This window comes from Stieleria varia, assembly GCF_038443385.1.
GTDB classification, from domain to species: Bacteria; Planctomycetota; Planctomycetia; order Pirellulales; family Pirellulaceae; genus Stieleria; species Stieleria varia.
The window spans coordinates 2706499-2726478 of record NZ_CP151726.1 but is presented as its reverse complement, the minus strand read 5'-3'; the positions used below and the strand labels follow the sequence as shown (position 1 = coordinate 2726478).

Annotated in this window: 17 protein-coding genes; 14 read left to right on the top strand and 3 right to left on the bottom strand. The window is 54.7% G+C overall.

All coding sequences use genetic code 11. The features are described 5' to 3' along the window. Nucleotides 1-160: 160 nt before the first annotated feature. The 13 genes from Pla52nx_RS09330 (at nucleotide 161) to Pla52nx_RS09270 (ending at nucleotide 13950) form a co-directional block, all read left to right on the top strand. A complete protein-coding gene (locus Pla52nx_RS09330) occupies nucleotides 161-490 on the top strand; it encodes a hypothetical protein (protein ID WP_146519211.1) in 330 nt (109 codons plus the stop codon). Nucleotides 491-646: 156 nt separating this feature from the next. Beyond that, complete coding sequence (locus Pla52nx_RS09325) at nucleotides 647-976, top strand: hypothetical protein (protein ID WP_146519212.1); 330 nt, start codon at nucleotides 647-649, stop codon at nucleotides 974-976. A gap of 39 nt (nucleotides 977-1015) precedes the next feature. Continuing rightward, nucleotides 1016-1354: a Flp family type IVb pilin gene (locus Pla52nx_RS09320; protein WP_146519213.1), complete on the top strand. Its 339-nt coding sequence runs from the start codon at nucleotides 1016-1018 to the stop codon at nucleotides 1352-1354. A 325-nt stretch (nucleotides 1355-1679) separates the two neighbouring features. Continuing rightward, nucleotides 1680-3266, top strand: coding sequence for a hypothetical protein (locus Pla52nx_RS09315; protein WP_146519214.1), 1587 nt, complete (start codon nucleotides 1680-1682; stop codon nucleotides 3264-3266). After that, nucleotides 3263-4576, top strand: coding sequence for a hypothetical protein (locus Pla52nx_RS09310; RefSeq protein ID WP_146519215.1), 1314 nt, complete (start codon nucleotides 3263-3265; stop codon nucleotides 4574-4576). The genes Pla52nx_RS09315 and Pla52nx_RS09310 overlap by 4 nt, the downstream gene beginning before the upstream one ends. A 2-nt stretch (nucleotides 4577-4578) precedes the next feature. Next, nucleotides 4579-5094, top strand: coding sequence for an A24 family peptidase (locus Pla52nx_RS09305; RefSeq protein ID WP_146519216.1), 516 nt, complete (start codon nucleotides 4579-4581; stop codon nucleotides 5092-5094). Between the two features lie 12 nt (nucleotides 5095-5106). Next, the gene (cpaB, locus tag Pla52nx_RS09300; RefSeq protein WP_146519217.1) at nucleotides 5107-6219 is read left to right on the top strand and encodes a Flp pilus assembly protein CpaB; all 1113 of its coding nucleotides are present in this window, start codon (nucleotides 5107-5109) and stop codon (nucleotides 6217-6219) included. Beyond that, a complete protein-coding gene (locus Pla52nx_RS09295; protein WP_146519218.1) occupies nucleotides 6216-7550 on the top strand; it encodes a CpaF family protein in 1335 nt (444 codons plus the stop codon). The genes cpaB and Pla52nx_RS09295 overlap by 4 nt, the downstream gene beginning before the upstream one ends. After that, nucleotides 7547-8470, top strand: a complete 924-nt coding sequence (locus Pla52nx_RS09290; RefSeq protein ID WP_146519219.1) for a type II secretion system F family protein — start codon at nucleotides 7547-7549, stop codon at nucleotides 8468-8470. The genes Pla52nx_RS09295 and Pla52nx_RS09290 overlap by 4 nt, the downstream gene beginning before the upstream one ends. Before the next feature lie 34 nt (nucleotides 8471-8504). Next, the gene (locus Pla52nx_RS09285) at nucleotides 8505-9431 is read left to right on the top strand and encodes a type II secretion system F family protein (RefSeq protein ID WP_146519220.1); all 927 of its coding nucleotides are present in this window, start codon (nucleotides 8505-8507) and stop codon (nucleotides 9429-9431) included. Nucleotides 9432-9987: 556 nt separating this feature from the next. Next, complete coding sequence (locus Pla52nx_RS09280; RefSeq protein WP_146519221.1) at nucleotides 9988-11256, top strand: hypothetical protein; 1269 nt, start codon at nucleotides 9988-9990, stop codon at nucleotides 11254-11256. A gap of 560 nt (nucleotides 11257-11816) precedes the next feature. Beyond that, complete coding sequence (locus Pla52nx_RS09275; protein ID WP_146519222.1) at nucleotides 11817-13538, top strand: RHS repeat-associated core domain-containing protein; 1722 nt, start codon at nucleotides 11817-11819, stop codon at nucleotides 13536-13538. Nucleotides 13539-13557: 19 nt separating this feature from the next. Further along, nucleotides 13558-13950 carry a hypothetical protein gene (locus Pla52nx_RS09270; protein ID WP_146519223.1) on the top strand — a complete coding sequence of 131 codons (393 nt, stop codon included), beginning with the start codon at nucleotides 13558-13560 and terminating at the stop codon, nucleotides 13948-13950. 452 nt (nucleotides 13951-14402) lie between these two features. Here Pla52nx_RS09270 and Pla52nx_RS09265 read toward each other — a convergent pair whose 3' ends face one another. Continuing rightward, a complete protein-coding gene (locus tag Pla52nx_RS09265; protein WP_146519224.1) occupies nucleotides 14403-15479 on the bottom strand; it encodes an IS91 family transposase in 1077 nt (358 codons plus the stop codon). A gap of 686 nt (nucleotides 15480-16165) precedes the next feature. On the opposite strand from Pla52nx_RS09265, the gene Pla52nx_RS09260 reads away from it, so the two are divergent. After that, nucleotides 16166-16324 (top strand): hypothetical protein, encoded by a 159-nt coding sequence (locus Pla52nx_RS09260; RefSeq protein ID WP_197454416.1) that lies wholly within the window; start codon nucleotides 16166-16168, stop codon nucleotides 16322-16324. A 139-nt stretch (nucleotides 16325-16463) separates the two neighbouring features. On the opposite strand, the gene Pla52nx_RS09255 is transcribed toward Pla52nx_RS09260, so the two are convergent. Beyond that, nucleotides 16464-17969 (bottom strand): IS91 family transposase, encoded by a 1506-nt coding sequence (locus tag Pla52nx_RS09255; RefSeq protein ID WP_146519225.1) that lies wholly within the window; start codon nucleotides 17967-17969, stop codon nucleotides 16464-16466. A 261-nt stretch (nucleotides 17970-18230) separates the two neighbouring features. Then, nucleotides 18231-19598 (bottom strand): IS4 family transposase, encoded by a 1368-nt coding sequence (locus Pla52nx_RS09250; protein WP_146523890.1) that lies wholly within the window; start codon nucleotides 19596-19598, stop codon nucleotides 18231-18233. Between the last annotated feature and the right edge of the window lie 382 nt (nucleotides 19599-19980).

Below are 19980 nucleotides of genomic sequence, written 5' to 3'. Positions count from 1 at the left end.
TCTACGTAGTTACGGCAATTGAGGGAAAATAGTCACAAAAAAGGGACATCATACAAAGCGTGTTCCAAATTGTTAATACGTGAACGTTGCTTCGCTCGTGAAGCAACCACGGCAACGTGCCGTGCTGTTCGATTTAACTATTTGCTTTGGAGATGTAACAGTGAAGATCACTGCAAAGAAACTTTGGAACGACGAAGCTGGTTTCGTCGTGTCTGTTGAGCTCGTCTTGATCTCGACGATCGCCGTTATCGGCCTGATCACCGGACTGACGGCTGTACGTGACGGTGTTGTTTCGGAACTGTCCGACACCGCCGGCAGCGTTCAAGACTTGAACCAGTCGTATTCTTACAACGGCGTGGTCGGCCACTCTGGCTCGACCGCCGGCTCAGACTTCAACGATGCGTTGGACTTCTGTGACAGCAGCGATGACCAATCAGGTCAAGCTGACAACTGCATCACGTTCGACGGCGCTCCCGCGAACGAAAACTAGTCTTCATCAGACTGGCCCGACCGTGAGTCGGCACGCAATGTGTGCCGACTCTGGTTGGGTGTTTTGGAATTGCCCAGTTGTTCTGACAGGGCATAGCGGCTGCGTGGGGGCGCAGACGTTGAAAAGCACTAACACTCAAATCGCACGGGAAATACAGTGAAAAACGCAATCAAATGCATCTATAACGACGAATCTGGATTCGTCATTTCGACCGAACTTGTGTTGGTCGGAACCATCGCCGTCATCGGCTTGGTCACGGGCTTAGCAGCCGTTCGCGACGGGGTCGTCTGCGAACTTTCGGACACCGCAGGCAGCGTTCAGGATTTGAATCAGTCCTACATCCTGAATGGAATCTGTGGACATGCGTCGCAGTCCGAAGGCAGCGACTACCGCGACCGCACCGACTTCTGTGACTCACCAGAGGACTCACGAGGCCAGGCCGACAACTGCATCCACATCGGAATCGCCCCGACGAACGAGCGGTAGTTCTGTTTCTTGAACCTCACGGCCTGCAAGGCAACGTACATGACCAACAAGCCTGATGAACGGTTTTCATCGACGCGGTGCTGCGTCGATGTGTTCATCAGGCTCTGGCGTGATGAACAAGGCTTCGTTGTGACAATGGAGCTGGTTCTGATCGCGACCATATTGGTCATTGGTCTGATCGCAGGCTTAACAGCACTGAGAGATGCGGTGGTGTCGGAATTGACAGACGTCGCTCGAAGTGTCCAAGAAATGAACCAATCCTATCAAACCAGTGGTGTCGCCGGAACCTCGGCATCAACCGCCGGTTCTGGTTATAGCGACCACGATGATCCAGGAGCCGACCATTGCATTGTAATGTTCGGACCCATTGGCGAGTGAAATCACTGGAAAGTGCGCAGTGAATTTCCTGGACCGTCGAATTTTATCAAGGTTTGATCGAAACGGGACGTTGCCGCCACTATAGACGTTGAAGTTAAGACGGTTTCACATTCGGTAGCAATGTCTTAAGTGGCAGGACGATATTTGTCGTGTAACGGACAAGTATCATTATTTCAATATTCGTATTCCACCATTTGGAATCACCGTATCTTTCAAGGTCTCTTTGCAATGGGATTCGCCAGAATTCCCAACATCAATCATGTTCTGTAGTAAATCCACTACGGCGCAATCGAGCAGAAAAATCACTTAAATATCACAGCAATCCATGTCCACCATTCAAGCAGATACAAGTGAAAAGCGTGAGTTGTCGGCTGCATTGCCTGCCGTTTGTATCATTCGTTGGCATCACACATTGATTTGTGGGATCTATGTGTCTCTGTTCCTATTTTTTGCCTACTTGCCAGTGGCACATCCAGCGACATGGAATGCCGTGTCGATCGGCGCGGCCGAGTGGCAGGCGACGGTGTCGTTGCCGCTATCAGATGGAATGAGGCAAGTCGATGTCTCGTGGATGGGTGACCGGATGATTTCGATGCTCTATGCGATGGGCGGCGTCGAATCGCTCTCGTTCGCGTCCGCGGTGCTTCAGATTGCGGTTCTCGCCTGCTGGTCCATCGTGTTTGTTCGCCTGACCGGGCGATGGTGGGCCGCGCTCGCTGCCATATTGGTTGCGCTGACTTGCTTTCCCTATCTCTGTGGTTTGAGCTCAGGACTTTTCGGCCAGTTGATGCTTGCCCTGTTGGCGTTGATCTTCACCTCCAGAGTTCGCGGCCAGCGAAGCTCAGGCGGCATGCTAGAGATCCAATGGATCGGCGCATCACGATGGTCATGGTCAGGCGTGTGTGGATTGTTCTGCCTGTGGTCCAACCTGGATGCGTCATTTGTGATCGGTCTTGGCTGGCTCGCGTCCATCGTTGTCGCTCGATCGATTGTCGTCCTCAATCGTCAAGGATTGACGCACGTGATGTCGGACAGCGAGCTTCGGGCACGCGTATGGCTGCTGGAGATTGCTGCGATCGCAACTTTGGTGAACCCAGTTGGAACACATCTCTGGGCATCGATGTTTTGGTGGCCCGACAATCCGTTCTTATACAGCATCGGTGGTTTGCAAGCGACGGCGATGTCAGGTTGGGTCGGTGCGTGCGTGATGATCTTGTGGGGTACGTTCATGGTCGTTTCACGACGACGCGTCATTCCAATGACTTGGCTACTCTACCCGATCGCCATGACGATCGCGGTCGCGGTTTGCAGTCCTCTGATCGTTTTCTTTGCACCGCTGATGTTGACCGCGATTCTCTCGACACTGGGGAACCAAGGACAACAAGACGACCTTGTCAAGCGTATCGCTGGCGGTGTCGACCAGACGAAGCAGAATCCAGAACCCTCCCAGCTGCGGTTTGCAGCCACTCTCGTGGCGTGCCTATTTGTTTGGATTGGTTTCAGTTTCTCACCATGGGGTTCGACGCTGCTGGGTGGTCCGATGCGAACACAGACTCAGCTTGTCGGATCGCAGCTGCCACTGTCCGCGTTGAACCACTTGCGTGGACACACGATGAAAGGTGTCTTGTTGTGCCCGTCGCCGTGGAGCGATTGGCTCGAGGTGCAACTTGGTGTTCCGGTCTTTGTCAACAGTGACGCGGGTCGCATCCCCGCGAGTGTTCTTTCCGACTACGAACAGATCATTCAAGGAGAAAGCGGCTGGGGGCGGATCGCAGAGAAATACGCGTTGCAGGAGTTGCTGATTGACAAGCATTCGCAACGTCAGCTGGTCCGACGCATCCGTCAGGGCAGTGGGTCATGGACGATTGTTTACGAAGACTCTCAAGTGATCCATCTGAGCAAGGAATCATGAAGCATTTCATTCCAACAATCCGTCGATTCTGCGCCGGTGGTGTCGGGTTTGTTTGTGTTCAAACGGTGCTGCTGTCGGCCGTCCTACTGGCGGGCGTGCAGACTGCTCGGTCTGTGAACGACCGATCGGCTTTGCCTACATTGAATGATCGCCCGCGACAGGTCGGACCACTGTACGACTATCCGACCGTGGTTTCTGACCAACAGTTGTCTGCGGTCTTGGCGAAGCTTCATCCCCGATTCATCGAGCAGCCCACCAAAGTCAACTTCATCGACCATGCCTTGCGAATGTGGGACGACGATGCAGTGTTTGCCGACGAAGCGGTCAGCGGTACAGAGATGCTACGAATGCTGCTGCATCATGACGAGTTTGTCAAAGTCTGGGGCAGCGCAACGCCTTTGTTGCAGCGTTCGCCGCATGGGGTCGCCGTCAGTACACAACAAGGTCGTCCGTCGGTCAGTCACGTGGATCACTTGATGGGAACATTGGCCGAGATCGGCGTTCCGCTTTCGGCCGGAGTTATGACCGCCAACGGAGTCGCCGACGTGCGAGGACTGTTGGAGAACGCGTTGCTCGGTTTTCGATTGAACCAGCGTGAGTACGAATGGACGACGTTGGCAACAGCGTTCTATGCGACGAACGGTCGGCACTGGTTCACCACCGAAGGCCAGCGAGTAGATTTCAACGTGTTGGCCAAACGCATCATGCGACAGTCGCAACCACAGGGCGTGTGCTACGGCCAACACCGGCTGTACACGCTGACGATTTTGTTGCGAATTGATGACCAGATGCGAGAGGAGCGTTCGGACGTTTCGAAGAACAGAGATGCCCAGGGGTTGCTTGATGCTGAAACGCGTGCCGAAGTCATGGATTACCTGCTTGGCATGACGGGGCGTCTTTTTCACTCACAGTCAACGGCCGGATACTGGGACGGCAATTGGCCTGATGTTCAATCGTCCATTCCAGATCCGGAAACCGACCCTTTGAGCCGACGCATTTTGGCGACCGGGCATGTCTTGGAGTGGTGGTCCATGGCTCCAGAGGAATTGCATCCACCCCGAGCGACGATCGTTCGCGCCGCGCAATGGCTGGCCAATGAGATCATCGAGATGGACGAGCACAAGGTGGAAAAGAATTTCACCTTTCTGACACACGCCGGTCGCGCGCTCGCTTTGTGGCGAGGCTGCTTTCCCGCCGAGTTTGAACGTCGATATCGCATCGGTGATACGACCGCTAGCGCTGCGATGAAACAGATGACAACAGACAGAAACAATTCAGCACCACTCCCAACAGCAATCAAGGAACACTGATCATGGAACTTCAAACGACATCCATTTTGGCGGTGATCTTGTTCACCGCGATCGCTTTGATGACCGATCTCAAGAATCGGCGAATCCCCAACTGGCTGACAGTGGCCGCAGCAATCACCGGCTTGAGCTGGCATGCCTATGAAAATGGTCTAGCCGGAGTGGCGGCTTCCTTGGGTGGGTTTGCCACCGGGTTTGGAGTTCTGTTGGTACTCTGGCTGATCGGCGGCGGCGGTGGCGGCGACGTCAAGCTGATGGGAGCCGTCGGAGCTTGGTTGGGTGCCATGCCGACGCTGGTGGTTTTCATTGCCAGCTCCGGTTTTGTGATCCTGTGCGCGATCGCCATGATCGCGTGGCGACGGTTCAGAAAGCCCGCGTTGGCGTCGGTCGCTGCTTCGGTAGATGCTTCGGCAACCAGCGATGATCGGGGAAACCCAGAATCTGTGCTGAGGCTGACAGTGCCCTACGCATTGCCTGTCGCAATGTCGGTTTGGACGTTGCTCGCTTTCCACGTCATCTAGGAATCTTGATCGATGAAGAGCACAAGCACGAGCAAGATCAACTCAGGTACGATCTTGCTGGGATTCTTTGCCATCCTGGTCGGTCTGATCGGGACCTATACGGTGCGTCTGGCATTGGCCGCTCCACCGGTTGTGCAGCAGGAGCCTCCACCGCCGCCCAAGCCACCGGCGCGAACCACCGTCCCATTGGCCAGCCGCGACATCGCGGCGGGAACAACGATCACGCTGGATGACATCGCGCTGTATCGGCTGACCCAAGACGAGATCAAGGAATCGATCAAAGTGAAGTCCTTCATGACGAATCCAGACCAGATCATCGGAAAAGTGCTCTCCTCGGACCTGAAGCGCAACGATCCCTTCGATACACGTCACTTACTGCCGGCCGGAAAGGTCCCTGGTGTTGCCGGGCGTTTGACGCCCGGGCTGCGAGCGGTCACCGTTGCGATGACACCGGACAATGCGTTGCTAGGATTCGCCGGTCCGGGTCAACGTGTCGATGTGTTGTTTCACTACGGCGCGGGTGATGAGTCGGTTGGCGCTGCGGCCGGCACTGATGTCAGCGATCTAGGATTTCGTCCAGGGCATCATGATTTTAATGCTCCGCGTCGACGTGATTACCACGGAAATACGATCGGAGGCGGTGCCGGTGGGCTCGGCTCATCCGAATTTCAGAACGCGACATCGACGTTGATTCAAGACGCTGAGATCCTGGCGTTGGGGCATCAAAGCACGCCAACGGATCTTGCCAGTCCGATCGAGGGCGAAGAGCAAGTTCGGGTGACTCTGGCGGTCACGCCGCGCCAAGCAGAAATGCTGAGAGTTGCATCGGGACACGGAACCCTGTCGCTCACCATGCGTTCGCCCGAGGACGAGGAAAAGCTTGCGTTGGTTGATCCGGTTACCTTGGATCACATCCTGGCCGTCGACAATACGGTGCATGTGATGGAAATCTATCGAGGTCAACGGCTTTCCAAAGTTCAGTTCGGCAGCGACCACTCGATTCGAACACGGGTGTTTGACGAGCCCGAGGCGGTCGCTGAGAAAACAAACCAGGCGGAAGGTGAATCGACTCGATCGACACCCGTAGGAAAACAGTCCAGCGGAAATGTGGAGCCGATCCAATGATGGCGACGGAACCGCTGCTGGAAAAGAATTCGCCGATTGGAAACCGGGACCGCGAAAGCGAAATCGATTTTCAGCGTAAGAAGCAAACCATCCACCAACGGATCGTCGGCAGCCTGGACATCACATCGACCGACGAAATGCAGACACCTGAATTTCAACAGGAGCTGCGAGGTTTCGTCGAACTATTCGACGACGAAGTCGAGCTGACGGCAGATGAAATCGATCGGATGCTGACGGAACTGCCCTGGGAAATGTTTGGCAACGGCCCCCTGGAGCCATTGTTAGCAGATCCGGAGGTCAGCGACATTTTGGTCAACCGTGCCCATGAAGTCTTTGTGGAACGCAACGGGGTGATGGAGCCGTCGGATGTGGTTTTCGCGGACGATGCGCATTTGATGCGTGTGATTCAGCGGATGGCGACACGAGTGGGGCGGCGAATCGACGAGTCTTGTCCGTTGGTCGATGCTCGGCTGGAGGACGGGTCGCGGATCAATGCGATCATCGCACCACTGGCATTGGATGGCTCCAAGTTATCCATTCGACGATTTGGCAAACGGCACACAAGCCTGGAACATCTCGTTGCCAACGAAACACTGAGTCAACCGATGGCGGATTTTTTGCGTGCCGCCGTGGCCGCGCGTCAGAGCATTCTGATTTCTGGAGGAACTGGCTCGGGCAAAACGACGATGTTGAACGCACTGTCCTCATGCATTCCTCACAATCAACGGATCATTACGATCGAGGATTCCGCAGAGTTGATTCTGCAACATCCACATGTCGCCAGGCTGGAAACTCGTCCGTCCAACAGCGAAGGCCTGGGCGAATACAGTCAGAGAGACTTGGTCAAGAACAGTTTGCGGATGCGACCGGATCGAATCATTGTCGGCGAAGTCCGTGGTGCCGAGGCCCTGGACATGTTGCAAGCCATGAACACCGGTCACGAAGGATCGCTGACGACCATCCATGCCAACGATACCGTTGACGCGATATCCAGGCTGGAGTTGATGGTCGCGATGACCGGATTGGAATTGCCGCTGTCCGTGGTTCGTTCCTATATCTGCAGCGGGATCTCGCTCGTGGTTCACCTGGTGCGTGAACAAGGCGGAGCTCGTCGTGTGAAGCGTATTTCCGAACTCAATCGTACGCCGGACGGCCTCGAATTTCGTCATGCGTTTTCCCTCAAGCGCACGGGCGTCGATTCCGCTGGTCGATCGCAGGTGGAATTCGTGATCGGTCAACGTCCCTGCTGCATCGACAGCTTCAGTGAATTCGGAGTCGATTATGATCCGTCGGTATTCGAGCCCGCGTCGCTGAGTGAGGATGACCAATGATTGGAGCGATCGATGTGTTTGTGTTCTGCGCAATCGCCATGACGGTTTGCGTGGTGGCGGTGGTGTTCAAACGATCCCAGTCGGACGCCAAGGAAATCCCGCCGATGCCACTACTGCGTGTTCGTCGTGACACGTTGATGAACAACGACGCCAGAGAAAGATCGTTTATTGTGCGGTTCGATCGTTCCCTGCAGCGGGCATTGATTCGCGGCGGCGTTTCACTAGACAGTACGACGTACACATTGCTATTGGGCTGCTTCGCATTCTTGATCGCCGGCGTCGCGTTCGTCGCCGAATTGCATCTCACTCTGGTGGTCTTAGTGTTTGGTGGAGTGATTACTGTCGGAATGATTGCGATTTACGTGATCATGGCAGTCCGGATCAGCAAGTTTGCAAAAAACCTTCCGACTTCACTGGAGCTTTTGGAACGAGCCACGCGAGCGGGAGAGAACCTGGAGAACGCGTTTCGACTTGCCGGCGAGTCGAGCGAGGAACCGGTCAAGGGAGAATTCTTGCAATGTGTCAAGCAAATGCAGATGGGGCTTGATGCCCAACGTGTTGCGGAGGATTTGGCATCACGAATCGATTCGGTGGACGTTCATCTGCTGGCGCATAACTTGGCGATTCATCAGCGGCTTGGGGGAAAACTCGCCGACTCGCTTTCCAGGCTGTCGACCTCCATTCGAGATCGATCGCAGTGCGAAGAAAAGATCAAATCAATGACCAGCATCGGTCGCTACTCGGTCCTCGCCATTGTCGTGATGGGACTCTTTGTCTTGGGATACATGCTGTCTGCACAACCCGAGTACATCGACAACCTTTTCACCTCGCCGCTGGGAACCAAGCTGTTGGTCTATGCGGCAGTGTCAGAATTGATCGGCTTGATATGGGTCGGATTCACCCTGAAGTCCGACTTTTGAACACCATCGACTTTCTGATTCGAAGAGAGATGCCATGTCGACACTCGCGCCAGCACTGATTTTCGCGTCCTTTGCGATGGTCACTTATCTGATCGGACGTCGATTACTTGTGTCGAAAGAAGTTGGCGGTGAAGCGATCACTCTATCGCCGGCCGTCTTCTTCGGCGATTTGACCATGCCTTTATCACAGGTACTGCCGACAACACAGCCGAAACGCACGCAATTGTCCAAGGATCTGTTGACGGCGGGAGACCATCGTCCAGTCGCCGTCGAAGACTTTCTCGCTAAACGCAACGCCGGCGTGCTGATTTCTCTGTTGGCCGGCTCCTTCATTCTGGTAGCTGGAATCGCTGACGGATACGAACTGATGTTGGCGATCGGGACGGGACTTGTGTGCCTGCTCGCGTACACGTTGCCGCGGATTTTGTTGAGTGGTCGAGCGTCGCGGCGAGCGATGGAGATCGAGAAAGCGATTCCTGATGCCATGGACATGATCGCCATGTCCGTTCAAGGAGGATTGCCGCTGGCGACCGCTATTGGCCAAGTATCCCGGCGATTGGGAGAAATCTACCCGGCCTTGGCGAAAGAACTGGCGATCGTCTGTCGGCAAGCAGAGTCGGGGGCCGTCGAGCAAGCGTTTGATGGATTTGCAAAGCGAATCGGAATCCCGGAGATCGTTGCTTGGTGCGCGATGATGCGTCAAAGCCAAAAACTGGGCGGGAGACTGGCGGACTCGTTGCGTGACTATGCAAGTCGCATACGGGCGGATCGTCAGAACCGAGCCGAACGCTCTGGGAACACGGCTTCGCTCAAACTGCTGTTGCCTGTGGTGCTGTTTCTAGCGCCACCGATTGCCATCCTGTTGATCGGACCGGCGGTGATCGAGTTGCGAGATTTTATCAATCGAGAGAAAGGAGCAACGCAAGCAGCGTTTGAGGGTGTCCAAGACGTCCGGCCCTAACCATCGCTCGTCCCGAAGGGGCCGAACAAGAAAGCCCAGGGCAGAGCGCAGCGCCGCCCTGGGTAATCGAACACCCGCTACTACCACCTCGCCCTGAAAGGGCAAAACACCGTTCTCAATCCCAAACGCACCGTTCGTCAAACTCAATCTCGTGTCGAAAAAAGATTGTGTCGCCCACTTCGGGGCTTGAGGGAACGACGCACAATCACCTTGTTTCACCACGCCCCCGAGTCGTTAGCGTAATCGAAGCGTTTGATCTAACTCTTTGGACGATCGAGGTGATGCGTTGGACGACCGCCTGGGCAGCGGATGCGGATTGGCGATCGTAAAACGCTCGGCGGGTCACGCTGTCGACGTGGAACGTCGAGCGACACTCGCTCAAGCCCAAATAATCCTAAAAACTCTTTGACACCGCGAAAAGACTGCGCCCCAGGCGATTCCAAAAGGTGCCTTAGACGAGCCGACATGCTTTGCCAGTTGCCAGCTTTGCCAGTTGCCAATCGCGTGGCTGATGGTAGACAATAGAACCTGCCACCCACCGGAACGAGATGATTTGATGCCAAAATGCTACTTTTCCATCCTGATGATTCCACTGCTCGCTTGCTGCTGCGGGTGTGAGACCAAGCTAACGGACGAATCCGTCGAAGTGGATCCGACGGCAAATGTTTCCGATGTGGCTGCGGTTGATGGTGGGGTTGCCTCGGCAGCGAACGCCGTCAGCCAGGAAGCAGAGCGGATGCGAAAACGGTTCGGCGAACTGTTTGGCAATGTACTGCCGACGTTGGATGAAGCCCGACTGCTGGTCGACCGTCATGAAACGCTGCCGGACGATTCCAGCATTCCCTTCAAAGAAGACAAGGTGTCCAATGCGGCAGCACTCAACGAATTGTTGGACCAAGCGATCGAAGTGCTAGGGGTTTCGGAGGTCAGCGACTACCGCCAGCGGATCCGAGACGCAAATGCCGCGATCGCTGCGTCGCATGAAAAGATTGCCGACTATCAACGCGAACGCGTGTCGGCTTCCTACGAGAAAGACCTCGGCCGGATTCAGCGAATCAATCCGTTTGAAATGTCCAAGGAAGCCATCGATGAGGCGATCAAGAACGAAAAAGCCGAGATCGAGAGTCAGGAAGAACTGCTCGTTCAGCTCAAGAAGACTTTTGCCAGTGAGTTGTCCAAGATCGGTGTCAAGGTCGACGAGGCTGGATTGGACTCACTGCTCTCATCGGTCTCCGGCGACGACATCGTGACGATGGCTGTCGTCTTCGACAACATCAAGCTCGTGACCACGCAACTGCAGGAATTGACCGAAAGCAGCGGTGAGGCACTCGATGTCTCCAAACGCTACTACGGGATGTACGTGGTCATGATCCATGTGATGGATCGGATCCAAAAAACCTTTGTCCGTGACGTACTGGACAACCATATCCCCAGGCTGAAGGAATACGAGGAAAAGGCGCAGCAGAACATTGCGCAAGCCGAGGCGTTGATCAAAGTCAACGGCGGAGATTCCGAATTACTGCAAGCCAACATTGCGTCGAATCGAATCACCCGTGAGACGGCACAGTTGTACGCGAAATATTTGAAAGAAAACGCGGAGCAGATTGCGAAGGAGAACAAGCTGGCTCAAAAGAATCTTGCCACGGCGATGAACACGTACGACACAGTCAAATTATCCAGCGACGTGGCCACCTTGATGAAAACCGGTCGCCGAGATTTTGAAACACTGATGCGTTTGCAAGTGCCTTCGCTGCGAGAGTTCGACAACGAGACCATCCGCAAAGAATTCGAGAAGATGACCGGTCAGCTTCGCGCCAGCCGGTAACTTCCGTAGGTCATGCTCCGCTTGACGAAATACGATACGCTCGGCGAAACGGCTAACGGCCTGGATTCGGAAAGCTCTTGGTGACGTCCGGCACGGTCCGCACCAAGGAAAGAAACGAGCCAGGAAAACAAACTCGCCAGGCCCTCTTTGATGTACAAAGCGTCAGAGTAGAGGCCTGCCACCCTTGACTGCTCAAAGTTTGGTGTTGTGTCTTTTTTGGTTTGCGCAAGTTTTCTGTCACCTCCACCGGCGCAGCCGGGGGAGGTCGGATCGAGCGAAGCAAGATCCGGGAGGGGGCCTACGCATTGCAAACCGCGTTGGTGAACATATTCCTTCACCCATACCCCCTTCCTCGCATTCGCCTAAACAGCTCTGCTCGACCTCCCCCAAGTTCCTTGGGGGAGGTGACAAAGGAATAGAACGGTGGCTTCGAATAGACGTGTCAACAACAAACTTTGAGCAGTTCAGGCCTAGCCCAACCGCCCCAGCTTAGTGCTCTGTCCCCATAATCCTCCCCAAAATCCCACCATGTCTTCCGGACCTACACTGATCGCGGCCAATTGGCCACGATTGCCTTGGGCAGCACGACAATTGACACGCGAACTTACGATGATGGGGGCAGGTTGCTCACCAGTGTGTACAATAACGGGGTGAGCGAAACCCGATCCTACAACGTCGACAACACCTTGGCCAGCATCTCGTATTCTGGTGCCGCGATAGGGAACTACACCTATGGCTGGGACGACAACAAGAACAAGACGTCTGAGTCGATCACCGGCACGATGAGTGGCTACGGGTTCAGTGTAGGCACCAGCGGCTATGATGACGAAGATCGCTTGGTGAACTGGGAGAGAGATGACACCAACCTGGATCAGTCATGGAATCTCTCTCTGGTGGGCGATTGGAACAGCATCACAGAGAATGGCAGTTCACAGTCGCGAACCCACGGTCCTACCCACGAGATCCTGACCGTGGCCAGCCAAGCCGTCCAGCACGACGCCAAAGGCAACCAAACGGAGATCCCGGCAGTGCTTCGTCCCGGCAGCGATCCATTGAAGATGAAATGGGACTTCGAGAACAAGCTGATCGGAGCCGACATCGACAACGACAGCACGGACGACATCACTTACCAGTTCGATGCCCTTGGTCGCCGAGTCGGTCGCGACGACGGCACGACGGCGATGGTTTTTGTGCAGTCCGGTCAGCAAACGATTGCGGACTACACCTCCGGTACTGCCGCGACCTCACCGACTTACACTTACCTCTACGCCAGCTACATCGACGAGCCGGTGATGCGAACGGGCGGCTCAGGTAATCGCTACTTCCATCGAAATCAGCAGTACAGCATCACCGCGCTGACCGACGCAAGCGGAACCATCCAGGAACGCTACGCCTACTCAGCCTACGGAATGCTCTCGATCTTTGACGGAAGCGGCACGGCACGCACGTCCACCGCCGAAGGCAACCGCTACACCTTCACCGGCCGCGAGTACGACGAGGTGATGGACATCTACCACTACCGCGCCCGCATGTACGACCCGGTCGTCGGTCGCTTTTGCTCCAGAGATCCAATTGGGTATGTGGATGGATGGAACGTATACAGAGCGTACTTTGCTTTAAGTGAACAGGATGCATACGGTTTGCAGACTACATACGAAGAATATTACAACTCGGAGTACTCAGGTTATGATTGCGAAGAATGCGTACCCAATCATATCGATGTCTTTGCAGTCCAATACAATGATACAGATATCCACGACTTTTTTGAGCAGCATGCTGACAGCACTGGATTGATTCCCATATATTTTGATACGGCGGACGATCTTGCACAAACAGTCAATGCTCATCTTGGACAAGAATGTGATTGCGTGAAAACGCTGGAAACGTACGGACACAGTAACCCTAGTCAGCAAGGGTCCGTGAATAATGGAGAACCATTCGGGATCTTCCCAGCTGGAAACCCTCGTTTACCCGCACCCCCAACAGACGTTCGATGGTTGAGGCGGATTCGTTTTTGCGACGATTGCGTGATTTACATCAATGGATGCAATAGTGGTGCGTGCCCGCGTAAAGAAGGGGGGCCGCAGATTGCTCAGGAAGTTGCGAATATCACAGGTTGCCGCGTAATGGGAGCCCTGGGCTATATGCGAAATCCTCATGCTGTTGGCGGTGAAAAATGCACTCGAAAGTTGGCCTATGATGGACACGATTTTACACCATACGAAGGTTCTATAGATGCGACAGGTGATGATTGCTGGACGGAATTTTTTCCCAAAAACTAATACGACGTATTGCAAGATAATGACTTATTTCATTGTGGGGCCGTGGTTGCTGGTAGTCATGTCTTCTGGATGTGCTGACCAACGGCATCCGATAGCTTTCACGAAACCAGCTCACGTTAAGGTTTTCGATTCACTTGGAATTGAACTGGCATTGTCGACCAAGGAAGAACAGCTGATTGTCACGCATTTGACTAATAGTGTCTGGAAGAAAGGCAGCGGTGTGCCACCTAGCATTCCAGACTACTATATTGATTTTCACGCAGGAGATTCGCTGGCAAGAAAAATCGAGGTTTATGGCTTGCGTATTCTCTACGATGACACAGCCGGAGATTATTGCATCATGGATAGCTTTGAGGATCTTGTAGCACATTTGGAGCCTGCTGAAAGCTCGATTGATGCCACCCAACGCTGATAATGATTTGCGCGATTCGCGTTCTCGGAAGAAGGGAAAGAAAACGGCAGCAGTTCCCGAGGAAAGAAAACGGGACGGGGGTTGAATCGAGTCAGTAGCAGGCTACAAAACGTTCACTTCTTAAATCCCGAACCCTCCTGCGAGCGCGCAGACGTTGAGTGAGGGTTTCTTTCTTTGGGACGCTGCCAGCTAGATTTTGCTGGTTTAGCTGATTGCCGAGGTTGCCCGGTGTGACTTGGGTAAGCAACGCGGTGTCTTGCTCTTGGTTGGTTCGATTGCAGGCGATGCAATCACTTTGAGTGACTCGAAACGGTCGCGCCTTGGCGGTTGAACTTGATGTTTTGTGCCAAATTCATCGTGATGCGATTGCACAGACGATTGATGAACTTGGTCGGTTTGTGTTTGAAAACCAATGGGTGCGGGACGACGAGATTGATAATTTGAACTCGATGTCACGGTGGTCTCGCGCTTGCTTCGGGCCACTCTACTTCTTCGCTCACCAATTCGATCGCCTGTTCGATCAAGCTCAACCAATGAGCATCAGGCTGAATCAGTCCAGATCGCATGCCATTGATGAATGCGTTCTTGCTTGGCATCGATATCCGCTGCCCGATCACCGCAGCCAGTGCCCGTCGCCAATGCGGAACAACCTGAGTCGATGCGGCTTGCGTTTGCTGCCATGTCACTACCCAGTAGGCGACCGCCAACAGCGAGACCGTTAGTGATCCTTCCAACTGGCCGGACGGGTCGACCAAGCCGTTGCACTTCTTACAGCGATAGTCGTGAGGTTCCTTGGTTGTTGATTCTTCCAAAGGCGATTGCGAATCCGCTTCCAAAGGGTCTTCGAATTCGGGATGCGATTGCTTCCACAGCGTGCGGCACAACTCCAAGTATTTTTTACGCACGTTGGGGGCGAAGCAGCCCGCGTAGCGGGTGCGTGGCATTCCATGCGGCAGTATGTGTCTGGAGAACGCGTAGCAGAACTCTTTTGGCGGCATCGATACTTCCACACGCGACTGGTCGCGGTAGTCCTTCGCGTCGAACACCACCTCATCATCGTTGACACGGATCAATCGCCCGTCACCAATCGCCACCCCCGCCACGTACTTGGCCAGGTAGCCGAAGACGTGTTGATTCTCACTCTGCCCACGATACTCAGGCGGTGTGCCTTGGATGTCGGCGATCCAGTCTTTGTTTTGCACGATTGCCAAAACGGACTGCAAAGCCGACTCGTCCGCCAGGTTTATCGGCAATCGCAATTCTCCTTTTTCCCATTGCCCTCGCAGCCCTTTTAAGAACAGCGTTTTGAAATCCGCTGCTAACTCTTCGGTGCGGGTCTCCGCGTCGTCCAAGTCGACATCGACCCACTGGGTGGAGGATGCATCGACCTTGCCTTTTTCATTGACGGACAGGCCGCCGCCGGTCAACACGGTGTGGACATGAAAGTGATGATTCAGTCGTTGTCCCCACGTATGGATGACTTGCACCAGACCGGGCATGCATCGGTAGCGATCACAAAACAGTTTCAAATTGGCTTCGCGGGACGTGCCGGAAAGGCTTCGCCGGGGTCAGACTCGGGATTCGGGATTCAACCGAACTTGACTTCTTAAATCCCGAACCCTCTTCCGAGCGCGCAGACGTTGATTGAGGGTTTCTTTCTTTGGAGTGGTACCAGGTAGAGCTTGCTGGTTTACCTGGTTGCCGAGACTGCCCAGTGTGACTTGGGTAAGCAACGCGGTTTCTTGCTCTTGGTTGGCTCGATTGCAGTCGATGCGATCACTCTGAGCGACACGAAATGGTCTCGCCAAGGCTGTTGAGCATGCTGTTTGGTGCCAAAGTCATCGTGATGCGATTGCATAGACGATTGAGGAGCTTGGTCGGTTTGTGTTTGAAAACCGATGGGTGCGAATCGCACTAAGGGGAAGGGGGGTTTAAAAGCCGAGTCGTGGATAGTCGCGGATGCGACGGCAGCGTAAAGCATGGGGCGTTAGCCCCATGGGGTGCCACATTGCCGATTGCGAAAGCCGCGGAGCGGCGACAGATAGGGCACGATATCGCCCGCAATCTGTCGCCACCTTCGGGGCTCAATCGGGATCGTTGCGGAACGAGACCTGGGACTTACGTCCCAGGCTTTACGCTTCCGCCGCCTCCGCGGCTTTCTATTGTCTGTGCGTTCACTTCTTAAATCCCGAACCCTCCGACCAGCGCGCAGACGTTGAGTGAGGGCTTCTTTCTTTGGGGCGTTACCAGCGAGAGATTGCTGGTTTACCTGGTTGCCGAGACTGCCCAGTGTGACTTGGGTAACCAAAGCGTTTTCATTCTCTTGATCGCTTCGATGGAAGACGAAACGATCAATCTTGGCGACACGAAGTAGTCGCGATATGCCAGTTTCACATTCCAGTTGACGCCAAAATCATTGTTATGTGACTGCACTGACAATTGGCGAGCCTGATCGGTTTGCGAGTGTAAACCAATGGGTGCGATAGAGCAGGATTGAGTGTGCGTTATCGATGTCATGGAGGTCTCACGGTGCCATCGGGCCACTCTACTTCTTCGCTCACCAATTCGATCGCCTGTTCGATCAAGCTCAACCAATGAGCATCAGGACGAATCAGTCCAGATCGCATGCCATTGATGAATGCGTTCTTGCTTGGCATCGATATCCGCTGTCCGATCACCGCAGCCAGTGCCCGTCGCCAATGGGGAACAACCTGAGTCGATGCGGCTTGCGTCTGCTGCCATTTCACCACCCAGTGGGCGACCGCCAACAGCGAGACCGTTAGTGATCCTTCCAACTGGCCGGCCGGGTCGACCAAGCCGTTGCACTTCTTGCAGCGATAGTCGTGAGGTTCTTTGGTTGTTGATTCTTCCAAAGGCGATTGCGATTCCGCTTCCAAAGGGTCGTCCGACTCGGGATGCGATTGCTTCCACAGCGTGCGGCACAACTCCAGGTACTTTTTACGTACGTTGGGGGCGAAGCAGCCTGCGTAGCGGGTGCGTGGCATTCCATGCGGCAGAATGTGTCTGGAGAACGCGTAGCAGAACTCTTTTGGCGGCATCGATACTTCCACACGCGACTGGTCGCGATAGTCCTTCGCGTCGAACACCACCTCATCATCGTTGACGCGGATCAATCGCCTATCACCGATCGCCACCCCCGCCACGTACTTGGCCAAGTAGCCGAAGACGTGTTGATTCTCACTCTGCCCACGATACTCGGGCGGTGTCCCCTGGATGTCAGCGATCCAGTCTTTGTTTTGCACCGTTGTCAAAACGGACTGCAAAGCCGACTCGTCCGCCAGGTTTATCGGCAATCGCAATTCTCCTTTTTCCCATTGCCCTCGAAGCCCTTTCAAGAACAGCGTTTTGAAACCCGCTGCCAGCTCTTCGGTGCGAGTCTCCGCGTCGTCCAAGTCGACATCGACCCACTGGGCGGAGGATGCATCGACCTTGCCTTTTTCATTGACGGACAGGCCGCCGCCGGTCAACACGGTGTGGACATGAAAGTGATGATTCAGTCGTTGTCCCCACGTATGGATGACTTGGACCAGACCGGGCATGCATCGGTAGCGATCACAAAACAGTTTCAAATTGGCTTCGCGGGACGCGCTTGCCAGTAACCGCAACAGTTGATCCGGGTTGGCGGCGATCAGATCGTTGAGTTCATGCGGCACGGTGACGACTTGGTGCAAGTAGTCACATCCGATCGCCCAGGAGAGCAGCTGCTCGTGCCAGCGATAGCGACTGGACGCCGAGCAGGTCGGGCAGTGCCGGTCGCCACAGGATTTGAGGACCAATTGGCTTGAGTCACAATCACGGCATTGCCAAGTGCATCCACCCAGGGCACCGGTGCGGCACTTGGGGATCAGGCTCATCACTTTGGCGGTGCGGTCACCGGCACGCCTCGGCAGACCATCGCGGTAATCAACGTCGCCACCGTATTCAGCGATGACTTTCGCGATGGACAGCCGTCTTGCGGCAGTCTCACGTTGTCGATTCGCTGCCTTTCGATCAAGCACGATCAATTGTCCATCTCGATCCTTTTTCCTTAAAAGGTCTTCGCTCGTCGCGACACAGCCAGTGGAACACGCCGAAGAGTCAGATCGTTTGCTGACGGCCGGCGAGAACCAGTGATGCCCGTTGGATGACAACAACCGTTGACGGTCAACAAAACCACCAACGATCGTCGAAGGCGCGTTGGAGTCCAGGCTTCAGCCGCTCAAGCGCAACTTCCATCTACCATGCACTCCCTGCCGTATTCCGGCTGAAGCCCAATACCGCTAAGTTAAGATTTGTATGGTTTCGTCGAAGTGGTGCTTCAGAGGCGGCAAATGCCGGTGTTTGTCGCGTTTCTTTGGCCACTTACTTTGTGGTCGTTTGATCACTCGCGGATTGACTCGGTTGCGACGTGGTTGGAGCACCTCGCGGCTGAGTTCCAGGATCAGCGATTCGTACCAATGCGAAAAATTTCGTGGGCTACGCGGTGCCTCGGCCAAGTTGACACGCAGTACTTCGACTGTGCCGGTGAATGAAATCCGATTGGGAGGCACGTCAGCCTTCTTGGCCGCTTCGAAAGCCAGTTTGCGGATCACGAAGTGAGCGATCAGCAGGCCATAGACCTCTTGCATCACACCGGCCGGGCTGTGGCTACGGAGTTTCGGTTGATGACGTAGGTGAGTCTTCGCTTCGTCAATCGCGATCTCTTCTTCCCAACGCTCGTGGTAAAGAACGATCAGCGTCTCGGCAGGATGCTGTGCCTCGTCCAGCAGCGTCGTAATGAGTCGATGCGTTTCCCCATGGCCAGCACGCTGAGGATCATCCAGCGTGTACTCGATCACACGCACGACGGTTCCGTCGCGGTCTTTGAGGCGGTCGTAGTCAGTGGCGTAAATCTTCGACAGATATGAACCGTCACGAAGCACCTTGTCTTTGCGAAAACAACGGTTGGTTTTGCAGCGTCCCAGGAAGTCGGATTTCCCGTCGATCACCTGCCGCATCAAGTCTGTCGTACAGAAGCCGATGTCAAATAGAAGTAAGCTTTGGGGCGGCAAATAGCGGTAAACGAGCTTCGCCAACGTGACTTCGCCGCAGCGAATCGGCTTGAGGAGGAAGCCGAAGAAGACATGCGAACCGATCTCGCACAGAGCCACGATTCTGGCTTGAGGGAAAGCTCCCATCGAGGTTCCGTTTTTGGGCCTTCCGAAGGCTCGCCGGTTGGCTTTGCTGTCGGGCAAATTGAGGACAAATCCATCGACGGCGACGAGTAGCATCCCGGCGTAGAAAGCACCGGATGTGCTGGTTTGGCAAAGACAGCAGACCGTTTTCTGGTAGATCGATGCCATGATGGGTATGCCCAGTCGAGCACGGGCTTGGGTCAAGGCACTCGAGGAGGGCATGCGATCTTTGACGAACCGATGCAGCCACCGAAAGACTTTGGGGTAAGCCGAATCACCAAAGAGCCACATCGCGATGACGAACCAAGCCATCACGTCGGCAGGGCACTTTCGGCTCGATCGCTTCTGCAGGTTGCGTTGCCGAACCTCCGACTTTACAAACCGACTGCCGACGATTCTCTTCAAGCAAGCAATGCGTTCGCGGCAGAATCGCTTCTCTTGCGTTGCGACCGTATTTTTGTCACGCTTTGACATGGCAGCTTCCTTGCTGAGGTGATGTATTTGAACACCACAATCCTCGCAGGGATGCTGCTTTTTTTGAATACTAACTTAGCGGTATTGGGCTGAAGCCGGTACACCAACACTCAATCGCGTGAACGCTAGACTCCAACAACGATCGTTATACGTTCCCATTCGCATCATCGTACCTACATCACACGTACCTACGACGAACGCTTGCCCGCACAGCTTAACACCCAATCGAAAACTTTTTACAGAAATCGCCAACGCCCCTCTATCATCAGCACCGCTTGGCGATCCATATTCGGCTGATCGGTCAGTGGACGCTTCCATCACCTCATCGCTCGACGCCCGCAAACGCTGACCATCTTCGAAACGCTGCCGAATGTGGAGCGCC

Coding starts and splice junctions, on each gene's coding strand:
- Pla52nx_RS09320 (WP_146519213.1), top strand. CDS start 1,016: ATGACCAACAAGCCTGATGAACGGTTTTCATCGACGCGGTGCTGCGTC.
- Pla52nx_RS09315 (WP_146519214.1), top strand. CDS start 1,680: ATGTCCACCATTCAAGCAGATACAAGTGAAAAGCGTGAGTTGTCGGCT.
- Pla52nx_RS09310 (WP_146519215.1), top strand. CDS start 3,263: ATGAAGCATTTCATTCCAACAATCCGTCGATTCTGCGCCGGTGGTGTC.
- Pla52nx_RS09305 (WP_146519216.1), top strand. CDS start 4,579: ATGGAACTTCAAACGACATCCATTTTGGCGGTGATCTTGTTCACCGCG.
- cpaB (WP_146519217.1), top strand. CDS start 5,107: ATGAAGAGCACAAGCACGAGCAAGATCAACTCAGGTACGATCTTGCTG.
- Pla52nx_RS09295 (WP_146519218.1), top strand. CDS start 6,216: ATGATGGCGACGGAACCGCTGCTGGAAAAGAATTCGCCGATTGGAAAC.
- Pla52nx_RS09290 (WP_146519219.1), top strand. CDS start 7,547: ATGATTGGAGCGATCGATGTGTTTGTGTTCTGCGCAATCGCCATGACG.
- Pla52nx_RS09285 (WP_146519220.1), top strand. CDS start 8,505: ATGTCGACACTCGCGCCAGCACTGATTTTCGCGTCCTTTGCGATGGTC.
- Pla52nx_RS09280 (WP_146519221.1), top strand. CDS start 9,988: ATGCCAAAATGCTACTTTTCCATCCTGATGATTCCACTGCTCGCTTGC.
- Pla52nx_RS09270 (WP_146519223.1), top strand. CDS start 13,558: ATGACTTATTTCATTGTGGGGCCGTGGTTGCTGGTAGTCATGTCTTCT.
- Pla52nx_RS09250 (WP_146523890.1), bottom strand. CDS start 19,598: ATGTCAAAGCGTGACAAAAATACGGTCGCAACGCAAGAGAAGCGATTC.